Annotated in this window: 14 protein-coding genes and 1 tRNA gene; 8 read left to right on the top strand and 7 right to left on the bottom strand. The window is 72.3% G+C overall.

Going from position 1 to position 13986, the window contains the following annotated elements; translation table 11 throughout:
• Positions 1 to 70: 70 nt before the first annotated feature.
• The 3 genes from LBW97_RS02260 to LBW97_RS02250 form a co-directional block, all read right to left on the bottom strand.
• On the bottom strand, positions 71 to 790 hold the full coding sequence (locus tag LBW97_RS02260) for a hypothetical protein (protein ID WP_224497782.1): 720 nt from the start codon (positions 788 to 790) through the stop codon (positions 71 to 73).
• Positions 791 to 1138: 348 nt separating this feature from the next.
• Positions 1139 to 2791, bottom strand: coding sequence for an AMP-binding protein (locus LBW97_RS02255; protein WP_224497781.1), 1653 nt, complete (start codon positions 2789 to 2791; stop codon positions 1139 to 1141).
• Positions 2792 to 2795: 4 nt separating this feature from the next.
• Entirely contained in the window at positions 2796 to 3803 is a 1008-nt protein-coding gene (locus LBW97_RS02250; RefSeq protein WP_224497780.1) for a cyclase family protein, read from the bottom strand.
• A gap of 89 nt (positions 3804 to 3892) precedes the next feature.
• Between LBW97_RS02250 and LBW97_RS02245 the strand changes: the two genes are divergently transcribed.
• Entirely contained in the window at positions 3893 to 5182 is a 1290-nt protein-coding gene (locus tag LBW97_RS02245; RefSeq protein WP_224497779.1) for a hydroxyacid-oxoacid transhydrogenase, read from the top strand.
• A gap of 6 nt (positions 5183 to 5188) precedes the next feature.
• On the opposite strand, the gene LBW97_RS02240 is transcribed toward LBW97_RS02245, so the two are convergent.
• Complete coding sequence (locus tag LBW97_RS02240) at positions 5189 to 6169, bottom strand: MsnO8 family LLM class oxidoreductase (protein WP_224497778.1); 981 nt, start codon at positions 6167 to 6169, stop codon at positions 5189 to 5191.
• A 36-nt stretch (positions 6170 to 6205) separates the two neighbouring features.
• Complete coding sequence (locus LBW97_RS02235; RefSeq protein ID WP_224497777.1) at positions 6206 to 6622, bottom strand: PaaI family thioesterase; 417 nt, start codon at positions 6620 to 6622, stop codon at positions 6206 to 6208.
• 118 nt (positions 6623 to 6740) lie between these two features.
• Between LBW97_RS02235 and LBW97_RS02230 the strand changes: the two genes are divergently transcribed.
• From LBW97_RS02230 to LBW97_RS02215, 4 genes are read left to right on the top strand one after another with little or no spacing between them, the layout of a single operon-like run.
• A complete protein-coding gene (locus tag LBW97_RS02230) occupies positions 6741 to 7160 on the top strand; it encodes a WXG100 family type VII secretion target (protein WP_224497776.1) in 420 nt (139 codons plus the stop codon).
• Positions 7157 to 7939, top strand: a complete 783-nt coding sequence (locus tag LBW97_RS02225) for an ESX secretion-associated protein EspG (RefSeq protein WP_224497775.1) — start codon at positions 7157 to 7159, stop codon at positions 7937 to 7939. Before LBW97_RS02230 ends, LBW97_RS02225 begins: the two co-directional genes overlap by 4 nt.
• Positions 7926 to 9299, top strand: coding sequence for an alpha/beta hydrolase (locus LBW97_RS02220; RefSeq protein ID WP_224497774.1), 1374 nt, complete (start codon positions 7926 to 7928; stop codon positions 9297 to 9299). The genes LBW97_RS02225 and LBW97_RS02220 overlap by 14 nt, the downstream gene beginning before the upstream one ends.
• Before the next feature lie 5 nt (positions 9300 to 9304).
• Positions 9305 to 9739, top strand: coding sequence for a hypothetical protein (locus LBW97_RS02215; RefSeq protein ID WP_224497773.1), 435 nt, complete (start codon positions 9305 to 9307; stop codon positions 9737 to 9739).
• A 13-nt stretch (positions 9740 to 9752) separates the two neighbouring features.
• On the opposite strand, the gene helR is transcribed toward LBW97_RS02215, so the two are convergent.
• Positions 9753 to 11969 carry an RNA polymerase recycling motor ATPase HelR gene (helR, locus tag LBW97_RS02210; RefSeq protein WP_224497772.1) on the bottom strand — a complete coding sequence of 739 codons (2217 nt, stop codon included), beginning with the start codon at positions 11967 to 11969 and terminating at the stop codon, positions 9753 to 9755.
• Between the two features lie 304 nt (positions 11970 to 12273).
• Here helR and LBW97_RS02205 point away from each other — a divergent pair, with 304 nt between their 5' ends.
• From LBW97_RS02205 to LBW97_RS02195, 3 genes are all read left to right on the top strand, one after another.
• Positions 12274 to 12717 (top strand): hypothetical protein, encoded by a 444-nt coding sequence (locus LBW97_RS02205; protein ID WP_224497771.1) that lies wholly within the window; start codon positions 12274 to 12276, stop codon positions 12715 to 12717.
• 35 nt (positions 12718 to 12752) lie between these two features.
• Positions 12753 to 13016: a hypothetical protein gene (locus tag LBW97_RS02200; protein WP_224497770.1), complete on the top strand. Its 264-nt coding sequence runs from the start codon at positions 12753 to 12755 to the stop codon at positions 13014 to 13016.
• A gap of 486 nt (positions 13017 to 13502) precedes the next feature.
• Positions 13503 to 13691, top strand: a complete 189-nt coding sequence (locus LBW97_RS02195; protein ID WP_224497769.1) for a hypothetical protein — start codon at positions 13503 to 13505, stop codon at positions 13689 to 13691.
• 160 nt (positions 13692 to 13851) lie between these two features.
• On the opposite strand, the gene LBW97_RS02190 is transcribed toward LBW97_RS02195, so the two are convergent.
• Positions 13852 to 13925 (bottom strand) — tRNA-Ile (locus tag LBW97_RS02190).
• Positions 13926 to 13986 lie beyond the last annotated feature (61 nt).

Genomic DNA, 13986 nt, shown 5'->3' with positions numbered 1-13986 from the left:
GACCTGGACGCATCTCCTCTCCCAGGGAACCGGTGCGTGCGTCGACGACGGTGCCGGAGAGAGCCATCGCTCAGGAGACGGGGTCCAGGACCCCGAGCGCCGTCCCGGGCGCGAGGACGGGGAGTTCCGGCACCGGGGGAGTCGGCTCCGCGGGCGGGGGCCCGACCGGCGGAGGGTCGACCAGCGGTGGGTCGACCGGTGCCGGGTCGACCGGCGCTGGGTCGGCCGGCGGCGGCACCGCGGGCGCGGGGGGCAGCTCCGCCGCCCCGGGTGCTGTGGTCGGCTCTTCCGCCGGCTTCTCCTCGCGCGGCGGCGCAGCGGGGGCTGAGGGCTTCGTGGGTGCGGCGCCGGTGCCTCCCGGGACCCGCGGCTGGTCGTCCGGGGCCGGGAGGGGATCGGTCGCTCCGCCGGGCGGCGCTACGGGGGCGACCGGGCCCAACACCGGGCCGGGCACGGGGCCGAGAAGCGCGGTCGGGACCAGCGGCGGAGCCGCCCACTGTTCGGCCTGCGCGCCCATGCCCCGCCATCGGACGGCATCCGAGTTCTGCACCGCGCCGACACCGGCGAGGTACCAGTTCGAGTCCCCGGCCGGCAGGACGCCGATGAGCGGGATCGCCAGAGGGCCCACGCGGATCTGGCCCGGGACGGGCAGGGGCTCGGCGGCGGACGGTCCGACCTCCGCGGCGCGCACGGCCGTCGTCGCGGGGACGCCGGTCGACGCGGGGACGCCGGTCGACGCGACGGCGGAGGCCGTCGCCAGCCCCGCGGCGAGGACGGCCAGCGCACGCACCCGGCGGGAAGCCGTGGCCTCCGGGAGAGGGGGCGCCGCTTCCGCACGGTGGCGGCCCCCTGGCGCCATGCGCCGGCGGTCCGGTCGGGATACCGGCCGGGCGGAGGGGTCCCGGGGGACCGGCGAAGGCCGCCGGGCCGGTCCGTCGGCTCCGGAGTCCCGTGCGCGGACGTCGGAGGGGTCGGCCGGTCCAGCCGCCATCGGCGGTGGGGGTGGGATGGTCATCGTCGTTCCCGCCGGGTCGAGGAGCGGTCCGCGGAGCCGGGCCGGCTGCACGGTAACTGCCGGAGCGGCGGAACGGGAGGTTTCCGAGACGGGTTCGGGCAGTTCCCGAACCGATGCCGGTTCCTAGCGGTCACGGAGCTCCCGGCGGAGGATCTTGCCGGTCACCGTCTTCGGCAGCTCGTCGATCAGCTCGACGATCCGCGGGTACTTGTAGGCCGCCATCCGCTCCTTGCAGTGCGCGACCAGCTCGTCCGGCGTCGTCGTCGATCCGGGCTTCAGGCTGACGAACGCCTTGACCGTCTCGCCGCGCTTCTCGTCGGGCACGCCCACGACCGCCGACTCCCGCACAGCCGGGTGCTCGGCGAGGACGTCCTCGACCTCGCGCGGCCACACCTTGTAGCCCGAGGCGTTGATCATGTCCTTCTTGCGGTCGACGATGAACACCCAGCCGTCGGGGTTCATGAAGCCGACGTCGCCGCTCTTCAGCGCCCCGCCCGGCAGGTTGGCCGCCGTCTCCTGAGGCTTGCCCCAGTAGCCGGCGACGACCTGCGGACCATCGGCGACGATCTCGCCGACCTCGCCCAGGGGCAGGTCGTTCCCGTCGTCGTCCTGGATGCGGACGATCGTGTTCGGTGCCGGGACACCGACCGACAGCGCTCCCGACGTCGGGTCGACCGGTGAGGGCGAGCCGAACGGCGTCACCGTCATCGGCGACGTCGTCTCGGTCAGGCCGTAGGCGTTGTGCACCTGCTTCCCGGTCGCCTCCAGGAACGCCCGCTCCGCGGTCGGGGAGATCGCCGCACCGCCGGAGTAGATCGAGGCGAACGACGCGAAGGAGTCCTTGCTGAAGCCCGGTGCGTTGAGTAGCGCGGTGAAGGCGGTGATCGCGCCGATCGTGAACGTCGGCCGGTGCTCGGCGAGGGCGTCGAGCACCACCTGCGGCTCGAACCGGTAGGCGAGGACCAGCGGCGCCGGCGCGAGCATGCTGACCGCGATGTGGCCGATCAGCCCGGTGATGTGGAAGAGCGGGGCGACGCCGAAGATCGCCCCGCCGTCGGCCCCCGCGTGCACCCAGTCGCGGTAGACCTGCGCGGTGAAGACGACGTTGCGGTGGGTGTTCATCGCGCCCTTGGGCACACCCGTCGTCCCCGAGGTGTAGGTCAGGAACGCGACGTCGTCGGCGGCGAGTTCCACCGGGGGCGGCACGGTGCCCCGGTGCTGGGCGATGAACTCGGAGAGGTCCGTCGTCCCTTCGTGGCGCTGCCGGGTCATCCCGGCGAACAGCCGCTCGTCGTTCCGCGTCTGGAACTCCAGCTCGCTGGTGGTGAGCACCAGTTCGACGTCGGTCTCCGGGACGACGTCCCGAGCGACCGAGTCGTAGAGCGCCTCGAGGGAGACCAGCACCTTCGCGCCGGAGTCCTTCAGCAGGTAGGAGAGCTCCCGGGTCCGGCTCATCGGGTTGATCGACACCATGACGCCGCCGGCCTTCCAGGCGGCGACCATCGCGATGACGAACTGCGGCACGTTCTGCAGGTAGACCGCCAGCCGGTCACCCGGGCCGAACCCGTTCGCGAGCAGCCCGGCCGCGAGGCCGTCGCTGAGCTCGTCGAGCTCGGCCCGGGTGAGGACGCCGTCGAAGTAGCGCAGCGCCACCGCCGCCGGGTCCTTGGCCACCCCGGCGCGGAACATCTCCAGGGCGTTGCCGAACTCGACGTCGTAGTCGGCCTGCTGGTCTCCGTAGAGCGCCAGCCAGGGGCGCTCGTCGTAGGCACTCATGGCGTCACTTGATGACGACGGGGTTGACCGGGGTGCCGGCGGCCTTGGCGACCTTCAGCGGGGCGGCGACGTAGAGGAAGGCGTACTGCTTGTCCTCGGCGCAGTCGGCGGCCAGCTTCTCCACGTCGGCGATCTCGGTGAGGGTGACCCCGAGGTTGCGCATCAGCGCGTTGTGCAGCACCAGGGCGCAGCCGTTGTTCGGGTCGAAGGTGACCTCGTTGGCGATCGTGTCGGTGACCAGGTTGGGGATCTCCATGTCCTGGAACCACTGCACCAGCTCCGGGCTGTAGACCAGGCCCGGCTCGTTGAAGCCCTCGTAGAAGGCGTCGCCCTGCTCGTGGAAGAGCTTCAGGAAGTTCGTGCGGATGATCAGGATGTCGCGCTTCTGGATGGGCGTGCCCTGGGCCTCGGCGCAGGCGACGAGGTCCTCGTGGGTGAAGGTCTCGCCCTTGTCGAGCGTCTCCTTGCCGCGGAAGCGGGCCATGTCCAGCAGCACCGCCCGGCCGACGACGCCGCGCTCGGCGATCGGCTCGGCGCTGGCCTTCTCCAGGCCGCCGACGGTGGTGCGTGCGTCGAAGCCGTTCCAGATCTTGCCGTCGTACCAGAGGTGGCCCAGGGCGTCGTACTGCGTGGAGCCCTGCAGGTAGGCGTCGATCTTGTCGTCGGCGTAGTGCAGGCCGCCGGGGAAGGCAGCGCCCTTGCCGCCCTCGTCCCAGTCGCTCTCGTCGAGCACCTGGGTGCGGACGGCGGGGGTGCGGCCGGGCCACACCGGGTCGCCCTTGGGGTCGCCGATCAGCCGCTGGAGGGTGAAGACCTTGCCCGAGCTGACCAGCTTCACCGCCGCGAGGACCTGCTCGGGGCCGAGGTAGTTCAGCGCGCCGACCTCGTCGTCCGGACCCCACTTGCCCCAGTTGCTCGGCGAGTCCTTGAGCAGGTCGCCGATGTAGGGGGCGGCGGGGGCATCGGTCACGGGGTCCTCCAGGGAGAGCGCGTGGATGAGGTGCTCCGACATCACCACGGCCCCCTTGTGGTGTCAATCACAAGCCGTTCTAAGGTTCTGGGGAGTCCACGACGCCGCTCGCACCGCCCCGGGAGAAGTCCATGACCAGCACCGTCCCCGGCAGTCCGGAGACCGTCTTCACCTACGGCGCACCGCAGCTGAAGTTCGGCAGCGGGGCATCGGACGAGATCGGCTACGACCTCAGCCGGTACGGGGTGAAGCGCGTCCTGGTCATCACCGACCCGGGGGTCGCGGCCACGGGTCACCCGCAGCGCGTGGCCGACCAGATGGCCCAGTTCGGCATCGAGGCCCGGGTGTTCGACGGCGTCCGCGTCGAGCCGACCGATCTCAGCCTGATCGCCGCGATCGACGAGGCGCGCTCGACCGGGCCGTGGGACGCGTTCGTCGCCGTCGGCGGGGGGTCGAGCATCGACACCGCCAAGGCGATCAACCTGCTGACCACCAACCCCGGTGAGCTCATGGACTACGTGAACGTGCCGGTGGGGAAGGGGCAGGCGCCGCCGGAGCCCCTGAAGCCGCTGGTCGCGGTGCCGACGACGACGGGCACCGGCGCGGAGAGCACCACGATCTGCGTGATGGACGTGATCTCGGCGCGGGTGAAGACCGGCATCAGCCACGCTCGCCTGCGGCCCACCCTGGCCGTGATCGACCCGGACCTCACCTTCACCCAGCCCGCCGGGGTCACCGCGGCGTCGGGCATGGACATCCTCTGCCACGCGCTGGAGAGCTACACCGCCCGCTGGTACACGACCTACGACCACCGGACGCCGGAGCAGCGGGTGCCCTACTGCGGCTCGAACCCGATCTCGGACATGTGGTCGGAGAAGGCGCTCACCCTGCTGGCCGGCTCCTTCCGCACCGCCGTCCGCAACGGCGAGGACGCACAGGCGCGGTCGGACATGGCGATCGCGGCGACCTTCGCGGGCATGGGCTTCGGCAACGCCGGCGTGCACATCCCGCACGCCAACGCCTATCCCATCGCCGGGCAGGTGAAGGGCTTCCACCCCAAGGACTACCCGGCCGGCGAGGCGATGGTCCCGCACGGGATGTCGGTGTCGCTGACCGCGCCGGAGGCCTTCCGGTTCACCTTCGACGCGTCCCCGGAGCGGCACGTCCGGGCCGCCGAGCTGCTGGCCCCCGGCGCCGACCGTCCGTCGGACCTGGCCGAGTTCCTGCCCACCGTGCTCGCCGACCTGATGCGCGACATCGACATGCCCAACGGGATCGGCGCCGTCGGCTTCGACGAGGGCGACATCCCCGACCTGGTGGACGGCACGATGAAGCAGCAGCGGCTCCTCGCGACCAGCCCCAAGGCGGTCACCGAGGACGACGCCGCCGGGATCTTCCAGCGCTCGCTCGAGCTGTGGTGAGCCCGCTCAGCTGAACAGCTCGGCCAGCGCGGCGTCGGAGGCGGCGAGGGCGTCGCGGTCGAAGGTGCTGCTGCTGGCGACGAGCTCGGCGGCCCCGGTGCGTTCCATCAGCTCGGCGACCCGGCTCCCCACCCGGTCGGCGGTGCCGGCGATCGCGGCGGCCGCCGTCTGCTCGAGGTACTGCTGCTGGCGCGGGGTCTTCGGCGTCGCCAGGATCTCGGCCACCGGCTGCAGGGACGGGAAGGCGCCCTCGGTGCGCGACCGGGCCATCGCCCACGCCTCCGGCAGGAGCAGGTCCGCCGCCTCGGCCGAGGTGTCGGCGATCAGCACGTCGAGGCTGACCGACACCCGCGGCTCCAGTTGCTGGGACGAGGGGCGGAAGGCGCGGCGGTAACCGGCCAGCGCCTCCAGACCGGGCTCCGGATCGCCGCCGATGCCGAGGATCGGGCCGCCGACGATCACCGGGAGCCCCAGCTCGGCGGCGACCTGCAGCCCGCTGCCGGTGGCGAGCACGTGCAGCGGCACGGGGGCGGCCGGCTGCGGGTGCATCGTGATCTCCGCCGTTCCGGCGAGAAACGCCTCCAGCTCCACGATGTCGGCGGCGAAGTCCCGCTCGGTCTCCCGCAGCGCCCGGCGCACCGGCGGGGTGAACCCGGGGGAGCGGCCCAGTCCGAGGTCGATCCGGCCGGGGGCGAAGGCCGTCAGAGTCGCGAACTGCTCGGCGACGACGAGCGGCTGGTGGTGCGGCAGCATCACGCCGGCCGAGCCGAGCCGGATGGTGGCGGTGCGCCCGGCGATCGCGGCCAGCACGACGGCGGGCGCGGAGCCCGCGACGCCGGGGACCCCGTGGTGCTCGGCGACCCAGAACCGGTCGAAGCCCAGCCGTTCTGCGCGGACGGCGCGCTCGACGGTCCCCGTCAGGGCCGCGCTGTCGGGCTCACCGACCCGCGTGCGCGACCGGTCCAGCAGCGAGAGCCTCGTGATCACGGAACTGCCAGCACGCGGCGGGGCGGGAGGATTCCGTCAGCGGCCGGGGATCACGGTCTTGGTGACCTGGCCGGTCGCGACGAGGACGCCGTCGACGGTCGCCTCGGCCCGCAGGAAGGCGACGGCGCGGCCGCGGCGCAGCACCGTGCCCACGATGTCGACGGTCGCCCCGCTGCTGACCGGCCGGAGCAGGGAGGCGGCGACGTCGTGGGTCACCGCGTGCTCGCCCGGCCCGAGCGTCGGCATCAGGGCGAGGAAGGAGGCGACGTCGAGCAGGGCGTAGACGACGCCGCCGTGCAGCAGCTGGGCCGGGTTCTCCGACGCCGTCCCGACCTGGAAGCGGATGCCGGACGCCGGATCCTGCTCGTCGCGCAGCTCGACCCCGAGGAACCGGTGCAGCGGGATGTCCAGAACGGCTTGGACGCGGGCGTCGACGAGCGGAGCACCAGGCATCGGGTCAGCATCCATCAACAGGCTGGGCGTGCCTCCACAGGGCGTCCCGGAGCGCTGCGCGCGGCGCGGCCGCTCACATAGTCTCCGTCCACGTTCAGGAACTCGGAAGGGAGCGGCGGTGGGCTTGTACGGAGATCCGGCGGCCCTCGACGCGGTGGCGTCGGAGCTGTCGCAGCGCGCTCGCGAGGTGCGGGCGGCCGGCGACGAGCACCGGCGCGAGGGCGCCCGCACCCGCTGGGTGTCCGACGCCGCGTCCGCCTATCGGCAGCAGCAGGCGAAGGACTGCGCCGACGTCGATGCCGCGGCCGAAGCGATGGAACGCGCCGCCGATCTCCTGCGTCAGCACGCCGACGAGGTGCGCGAGCGGCTGGCGGCGATCGCCCGGGCCGAGGAGGCGGTGCGCGCCTGGCTCTCCGAGCAGGCCGCCCGCGGTGGGGAGCTGCTGGACGACGTGGGCGACTTCCTGGGTGATCTCCCCGAGTCCGGTGCCGACGCGTGGCGTGGGCTCTCCAACCAGCTCGGCCGGCTGTTCGGGTGAGCGCGGACCCGCGGCGGCTGACGCTGACCGCAGCCGAGTGGGCGGTGCTGGTCACCGACCGGTTGCCCGATCCGCCGGCGGCGTTCGTCCCGGCGCCGGTGCCCCCCGCCGACCGCGACGGCGCCGTCGCCTCGCTGGTGGCGGCGCGGGTGCTGGTGGTTCCGGCCGGAGGCTCCCCTCGGCCGGTGCCGCCGGTGGCTGCCGACCTCGCCGTGCTGAGCCGCCCGCTGATGACCATCCGGCTCGAGGTGAAGGGCCGGGCGGGGGCGCGGCAGGGCTGGTTCGCGCTCGGCCCCGGCGTCGTCGTGGGGGTGCTCACGCTGCCGGGCGGAGGTGTCGAGCTGTCCCTGGCCCCGGCCGTGCGGCTGGGTACCGAGTTGGCTCGCGCCGTTCCCGATGCCCCGGCGGTGACGGGTCCGTGGCCGACCGAGGAGGAGCCCACCGACGGCGTCCCGGTCTCCGGTGGGGTGCCCCTGTCGCTGCTGGAGGACAAGCCCTCGCCGGAGGCCTCCGAGGAGGAACGCCGGCTGACGCAGGAGCTGGAGCGGCGAACCCGAGGGTCGCTGAGCTGCCTGGTGCTCGGACGGACCGGACCGGACCTGGGCGTGGGGCAGGTGTCGTGGATGGCGACCGATGCCGGCTGGGTGGGGCTGCGTCCCCGCCTCGACGGGTCGCCGCGGCGGATGGTGGACCTGGTGCCGGTGGAGCCGGCCGACCTCGGCACGTGGGTGGCGCCCACGGTGGCCGCCCTGCTGGAGGCCGACGATGACCAGCTCTGAGATCTCCGTCAGTGGCGGCGCGGGCGGGGTGGAGGCCGACCTCGAGGACCTGGCGGCGCTGGGCCGCAACAGCATCGACCTCGCGGAGATGCTGGGGTCGACCAGCCTGACCTGCCACGGGATGCTGGTCGATCCCGACGTCCTGGCCTCGGCGGTGCTGAATCCGGTCGGGGTCGCCCGGTTCGAGGCGGCGCTGCTCGAGGCGCTCGACGGCCCCGGTGGCCTGAGCGCACTCGCGCTCCGGTTCGCCGCCCGTGCGGTCACGCTGCAGGCGGCGGCTCTCGCCTACGAAGCCGCGGACGCGGCGCTGGCCGAGCTGGCCGACACGATGAACTGGGCGATGGGCGCCGTTCCCGGGGCCTTCGTGCCGTCGGTCCTCGCCGAGGTGGCCGGCGAGCTGCTGACCGACCCCGAGGGCGCGATCGACGCGATCGGGGAGCTGATCGAGGACCCCGGGAAGTGGATCACCGAGCACCCGGGCCTGGTCGACTCGGTGGTGAACAAGGCGCCGGGGCTGCTCGGGCCGTTCTCGCTGCTCGGCGGGGGCGACGTCCGTGCAGCTGCCGCACTGCTGGGGAACCTGTGGCCCGACGGCAGACCCGTCGTCACCAGGCGGGGCGACGACCGGCGGCCGGCCGTGACCGAGGCGCCGGAGAACGTGAGCGACCTCCTCGTCGCACTGGACCTGCGCAACACGGAGGCGGCCCAGCGGAACCAGGACCAGATCAGCGTCCGCGTGATCACGCATGCCGACGGCACCAAGGCCTACATCGTCGACATCCCAGGGACGCAGGACTGGAGCCCGCCCGGCTTCTCGCCGAACTCCGAGTCGAACGACCTGGGCACGAACGTCCGAGTGCTCGGTGGCGACGCGACGACGCGTCAGCAGGCCATCGCCATGGCCCTGGCCCAGGCGGGGGCCGGCTCCTCCGACCCGGTCATGCTCGTCGGGCACAGCCAGGGCGGCATGGTGGCCGCGCAGGCTGCACATGACTCGGGGACGGCCGACTTCCCCTACGACGTCCGGAGCGTCGTGACCGCCGGCTCGCCGATCGCCCGGGCGGAGATCCCACCGAGGGTGCAGGTGCTCGCGCTGGAGAACGCCTACGACATCGTTCCGCACCTCGACGGCCGCTCGAACGACGACCCGAACGTCACGACCGTGACGTTCGAGCAGCAGGTGGGCTCGGTCGGTGGCAACCACAACATCGAGAAGGCCTACGGGTACGGTGCCGGGCTGGTGGACCGCAGCGACGACCCGTCAATCGCGGCCTTCCGGGCCGCCTCCTCGCCGTTCTTCGCCGCGCCGGGCGAGAACCCTTCGGTACGGGCGCAGGTCTTCGAACTCGAGCGGAAGTGAGCGGGGTGCGCATGCGCAAGTGGTCGATCCTGCTGGCGCCGGTGGTCGCGCTGGCCCTCGCCGGCTGCAGCGGCGCGGATGCCGAGTCAGGGGAGAAGGTGAACACCGTGGAGGAGAACAACAGCATCGGTGCCGGGATCGCCGAGGAGCTGATGACCAGGGACGGCGTCACCTCCGCCGAGGTGGCCTACGTCGACACCTTCACGGCCCCCAAGAGCACGCTGGTCGACATCGAGGTCGAGCCCGGCGTCGACGTGGAAGCGCTGTACGACGAGGCGGTGCGGCTGGTCTGGCAGAGCGAGATCAACCCGATCTCGCTGATCTACCTCAACGTCTTCAACCCCGACGACCCGCGGTCGGGCATCTCCCGGAACGTCGACGTCGACAAGCCCGGCGTGGTGCCGGACCTCGAGGAGAAGTACGGCCCGCACCCCAACTGAGCACCGTGGCGGATCAGCGGCTGGTGAGGACCACCAGTTGCTGGGTCGCGCGGGTCATGGCGACGTAGCGGTCGACCGCTCCCTCGATGCCCGTGCCGAACTCCTCGGGGTCGACCAGCGCGACCAGGTCGAACTCCAGGCCCTTCGCCAGCGTCGGGGTGAGCGACCGGACCCGCGGGGTCGCCTCGAACGTGGGATCGCCGATCACGCAGGCGACCCCCTCGGCGTGCTCGGCGAGCCAGGTCTCGACGATCGCGCCGAGCTCCGACGTCGACCCGTGGACGACGGGGACGCCGCTGCTGCGGATCGAGGTCGGCACGTTGGCGTCGGGGAGCGCTGCCCGGATGACCGGCTCGGCCTCGGCCATGACCTCGGCGGGCGTCCGGTAGTTGACGCTCAGCGAGGCCAGCTCGACCTGCCGGACCCCGACGCGCTGCAACCGCTCCTCCCACGACTCCGTGAAGCCGTGCCGGGCCTGAGCGCGGTCGCCGACGATGGTGAAGCTGCCGGACGGGCAGCGGAGCAGCAGCATCTGCCACTCGGCGTCGGTCAGCTCTTGAGCCTCGTCCACGACGACGTGGGCGAACGGGCCGGCGAGCGAGTCGGGGTCCACGGCGGGCGCGGCGGCCTCGTCCACCAGGGCGTCGCGGAGGTCGCCGTGGCGCAGCGTCGTCATCAGCAGCAGCTCGGAGTCGTCGGTCGCGATCAGCTCGTCGATGACGGCGGTCATGCGCTCGCGCTCGGCCGCGACGACGGCGTCCTGCCGACGCTTGCGGGACGAGGCCTCGGGATCACCGAGCCGCTGACGCGCGGCGTCGAGCAGCGGCAGGTCGGACACCGTCCAGGCGTGCGGGTCCGGACGCTGCAGCGCGCGCACCTCGTCGGGGGAGAGGCCCGGGGCGCACTTCCGCAGGTAGGCGGGGACCGACCAGAGGTCGCCGACGAGGTCGGTCGCGACGAGCACCGGCCAGGCCCGGCTGAAGGTGGCCCGCAGCTCGCGGTCCTGCAGCAGCGCCTTGCGGAGCTGGTCCTCGTCGACCTCGTCGTCGTGCTTGTCCGCGACGATCGTGAGCAGCTCCTCCCAGACCTCCTCGCGCCCCTCGTTGTGCGGCGTCCCGGGCTCGGCCGCCTCGAACGCCTCGGCCCAGTCACGGGCGGTCAGCCGGACCTCGTCCCACGGCGTCGTGACCGTGAGCGCCGTCGTCGGCGGCTCCTCGTAGAACCGGACGGCGGTCTCGACCGCCTCCACCAGGGCGACCGACGACTTGAGGCGGGCCACCTCCGGGTCGGTCTCCGCTCGTGCGGCGGCACCCTCGGGCACGAGGTCGCGCAGGGTGCAGGTCCGCACACCCTCCTCGCCGAGGCTGGGCAGCACGTCGGAGACGTAGGCCAGGTAGGGCTCGTGCGGTCCGACGAACAGGACACCCCCGCGGCGGTGGCCCAGGCGCGGGTCGGAGTAGAGGAGGTAGGCGGTGCGGTGCAGGGCGACGACGGTCTTGCCGGTGCCCGGCCCGCCGTCGACGACGAGAGCGCCCTGGGAGCCGGCGCGGACGATGGCGTCCTGGTCGGCCTGGATGGTGCCGAGGACGTCGCGCATGCGTGCCGTCCGGTTGGTGCCGAGGCTGGCGATGAAGGCGGACTGGTCGTCCAGGGCCGCGTGCCCCTCGAAACCGGCGATTCCCCTGAACTCGTCGAGGGCGAAGACCTCGTCCCAGTAGTCGGTGATCCGGTCGCGGGTCCAGCGGTACCGGCGGCGGCTGGCCAGGCCCATGGGGTTGCCGTGGGTGGCGCCGAAGAACGGCTCGGCCGCGGGGGAGCGCCAGTCCAGGAGCAGTCGGCGGCCGGTGCTGTCGGTGAGGCCGAGCCGGCCGATGTACACGGGTTCGGAACCGTCCGCGGCCACGATGCGGCCGAGACAGAGGTCCAGGCCGAAGCGGCGCAGCGCGCGCAGCCGTGAGCTCAGCCGGTGCACCTCCAGGTCGCGGTCCAGCGCCTCCTGCCCGATGCCGCCCGGCGACCTGCGCTCGGCGTCGAGGCGCGCGGAAAGCTCGGCGATCTGCTGCTCGAGGGTCTCGGCGATGGCGGCGAAGTGCTTCTCGTCCTCGGCGATCAGGGTGGGATCGGCCTTGGCGACGAGGTTCTCGGGAAGGGCGAACGCGGTGCTGGTCAGGGGTCGTGCTCCGATCCGGTTCGTGCCGTTGGGTGGCGGTGCCGGGCGAGTCTCCGGCACCCCTGGGGTCTTGCCGCAAGCCCCCAGGGGCGCTATACGTTGAAGTGGCAGCAGGAGCCGGGCGAGCCGCCGCTCGGCCGAGGGGACACCGGCCAGGCCGGCGAACCGCCGACTCCGGGCGGGGAGAAGCCGCGACAGCTGGGTCGGAACCGCAGGTCTACGTCTCGTGCCCATGGGGGCGGGTCCGTCGGACTTCGCCGGGAGCTGGCCGGCGGATCGGCTGAGGCGCCCGCTCTGGCGCGCCCATCAACAACCGCCAGCCGTCAACGGTGCAGCGCTGGCCGAAGCAGCTACGTTCGGCCACATGACGCGTCCCGAGCCCCTGCCGGACACCTGGTTCAGCCGCGACTTCCTGATCCTTCGCGAGGTCGCCCGCCGCGTTGAGGCGGGCGAGTCCCTCCAGGCCACCGACGTCGCCCAGGCCCTCGACATGGATCCGCGCGTCGTCGGCAAAGCCGGATTCCGACTGAAGGAGGACGGGTTCCTCAAGGGGGGCGAGGCAATGGGGCGCGGTGTCATCCGCTTCATCGACGTCACTGCCCAGGGCCGTCGAGAGGTCGGCCAGTGGCCATCCGCCGATGTCGCGGCAGACCGCCTCATGGCCGCCCTTGAGCAGGCCATCGTGAATGCGCCCGACGAGGAACAGAGGACCCGACTGCAGAAGGTCCGCGACGGCCTCACCAAGGCTGGCCGCGACGTCATCGTTGGGATCGCCACTGGCGTCGCTACCGGCCAGCTTGGCGGCTGACAGAACTGTCGGTGGCCCGTCGTACCTTCCCCGCCATGGAGCAGTGGGAACATCTCATGGTCAAGGTCATCAGCAAGACATCCGAGGGGCACCCCGAGGTCAGCACGGTCGGACCAGACGGCGAGCTCCGCCTCGTCGACAACCAGAACGGCACCATCAACAGGACGATGGGTCTGCTCGCGGAACTCGGAGCAGAGGGTTGGCAGATGATCAGCACCGAGTCCTTCGACAAGGTCCGGCTGTTCTGGATGAAGCGACCCAAGCCGCAGGACAGAGGCGGCTGGGCCGTCACCGCCTGACCGACGGACTCTCACGCCCCTCCCCGTACACGGTCGGCCGGCACCCGGCGCAGCAGCGCCCGGTGACAAGCAGCGTCGACCCGGCATGGAACGCGAACTGCTCGAGCTCGGCCGGCTCTCGGCACACATCGCACCGGCCCTTGTCCAGCGACCCCGCCAAGGCCTTACCTGTCTTCACCGAGCACCCCTGGCACTCCATCCGGCCCACATGCGCCGCCACGAACACCACCTGAGCACCCTCGCGAGGGCTGTGCGCACACCGGTTGTGCCGCGCCTGCCTCACCAGCCGTAGCAGCCACCCAGACGGGCGCTGCGAGTAGTAGTCCACCCCGCGCGGCCCGGCCAGCTCCGCGAACAGTGCGGCAGCGTGCTCATGCGCAGCCGCCGCCTGGTCCACGAGGAAGACCCGGCGCAGGGCATCAAGGTCAAGCACTTGCGGCCTTCGCACGTAGAGCAAATTCGGCCATGTGGAGGGAGACTCGCGCAATGCCGCAGATCGAGATCCAGACCACCGCCGGCGAGACGCTTCACATCACCGGCAGCGATGAGCAGGCAGAGGGGACCACCACGTGGTTCGACGAGGGTGAGGCTGACGACGTCATGAATGTCCACGACCCGCGACTCGGCACCGTCTGGATCCAAAAGCGCCACGTCGTCCGCATCACGGTCAACTGACGGCGGGCGTAGCTGTAGGTCACTGCCGCACCTCCGGCCAGACGAACACCCGCAGGCAGCGCACGACCTGCGCCGGCGCCGTCGACTCACCGCGGGCGATGCGCGCCAGCAGGCCCCGCACCTCCGTCTGCGGGAGAACGAAACCCCTGGTCAGGTCCGGTGGGGCGGGTGGGGCTCGAACCCACGACCCAGGGATTATGAGTCCCATGCTCTGACCAGCTGAGCTACCGCCCCGTTGCGGACAGCCTGCCAGAGCGTCGCGGATCACATCCGCTGCCCACGCGCTGGTCACTGC

This window comes from Blastococcus sp. LR1 (assembly GCF_020166105.1).
Taxonomy (GTDB): domain Bacteria; phylum Actinomycetota; class Actinomycetes; order Mycobacteriales; family Geodermatophilaceae; genus Blastococcus.
This window is presented reverse-complemented; position numbering and strand designations above follow the sequence as displayed.

What these genes read in the sequence shown, in the direction of transcription:
- LBW97_RS02235 (WP_224497777.1), bottom strand. Translation starts at nt 6,622, where the DNA reads ATGCCTGGTGCTCCGCTCGTCGACGCCCGCGTCCAAGCCGTTCTGGAC.
- LBW97_RS02205 (WP_224497771.1), top strand. Translation starts at nt 12,274, where the DNA reads ATGACGCGTCCCGAGCCCCTGCCGGACACCTGGTTCAGCCGCGACTTC.
- LBW97_RS02200 (WP_224497770.1), top strand. Translation starts at nt 12,753, where the DNA reads ATGGAGCAGTGGGAACATCTCATGGTCAAGGTCATCAGCAAGACATCC.
- LBW97_RS02250 (WP_224497780.1), bottom strand. Translation starts at nt 3,803, where the DNA reads ATGTCGGAGCACCTCATCCACGCGCTCTCCCTGGAGGACCCCGTGACC.
- LBW97_RS02195 (WP_224497769.1), top strand. Translation starts at nt 13,503, where the DNA reads ATGCCGCAGATCGAGATCCAGACCACCGCCGGCGAGACGCTTCACATC.
- LBW97_RS02220 (WP_224497774.1), top strand. Translation starts at nt 7,926, where the DNA reads ATGACCAGCTCTGAGATCTCCGTCAGTGGCGGCGCGGGCGGGGTGGAG.
- LBW97_RS02255 (WP_224497781.1), bottom strand. Translation starts at nt 2,791, where the DNA reads ATGAGTGCCTACGACGAGCGCCCCTGGCTGGCGCTCTACGGAGACCAG.
- LBW97_RS02245 (WP_224497779.1), top strand. Translation starts at nt 3,893, where the DNA reads ATGACCAGCACCGTCCCCGGCAGTCCGGAGACCGTCTTCACCTACGGC.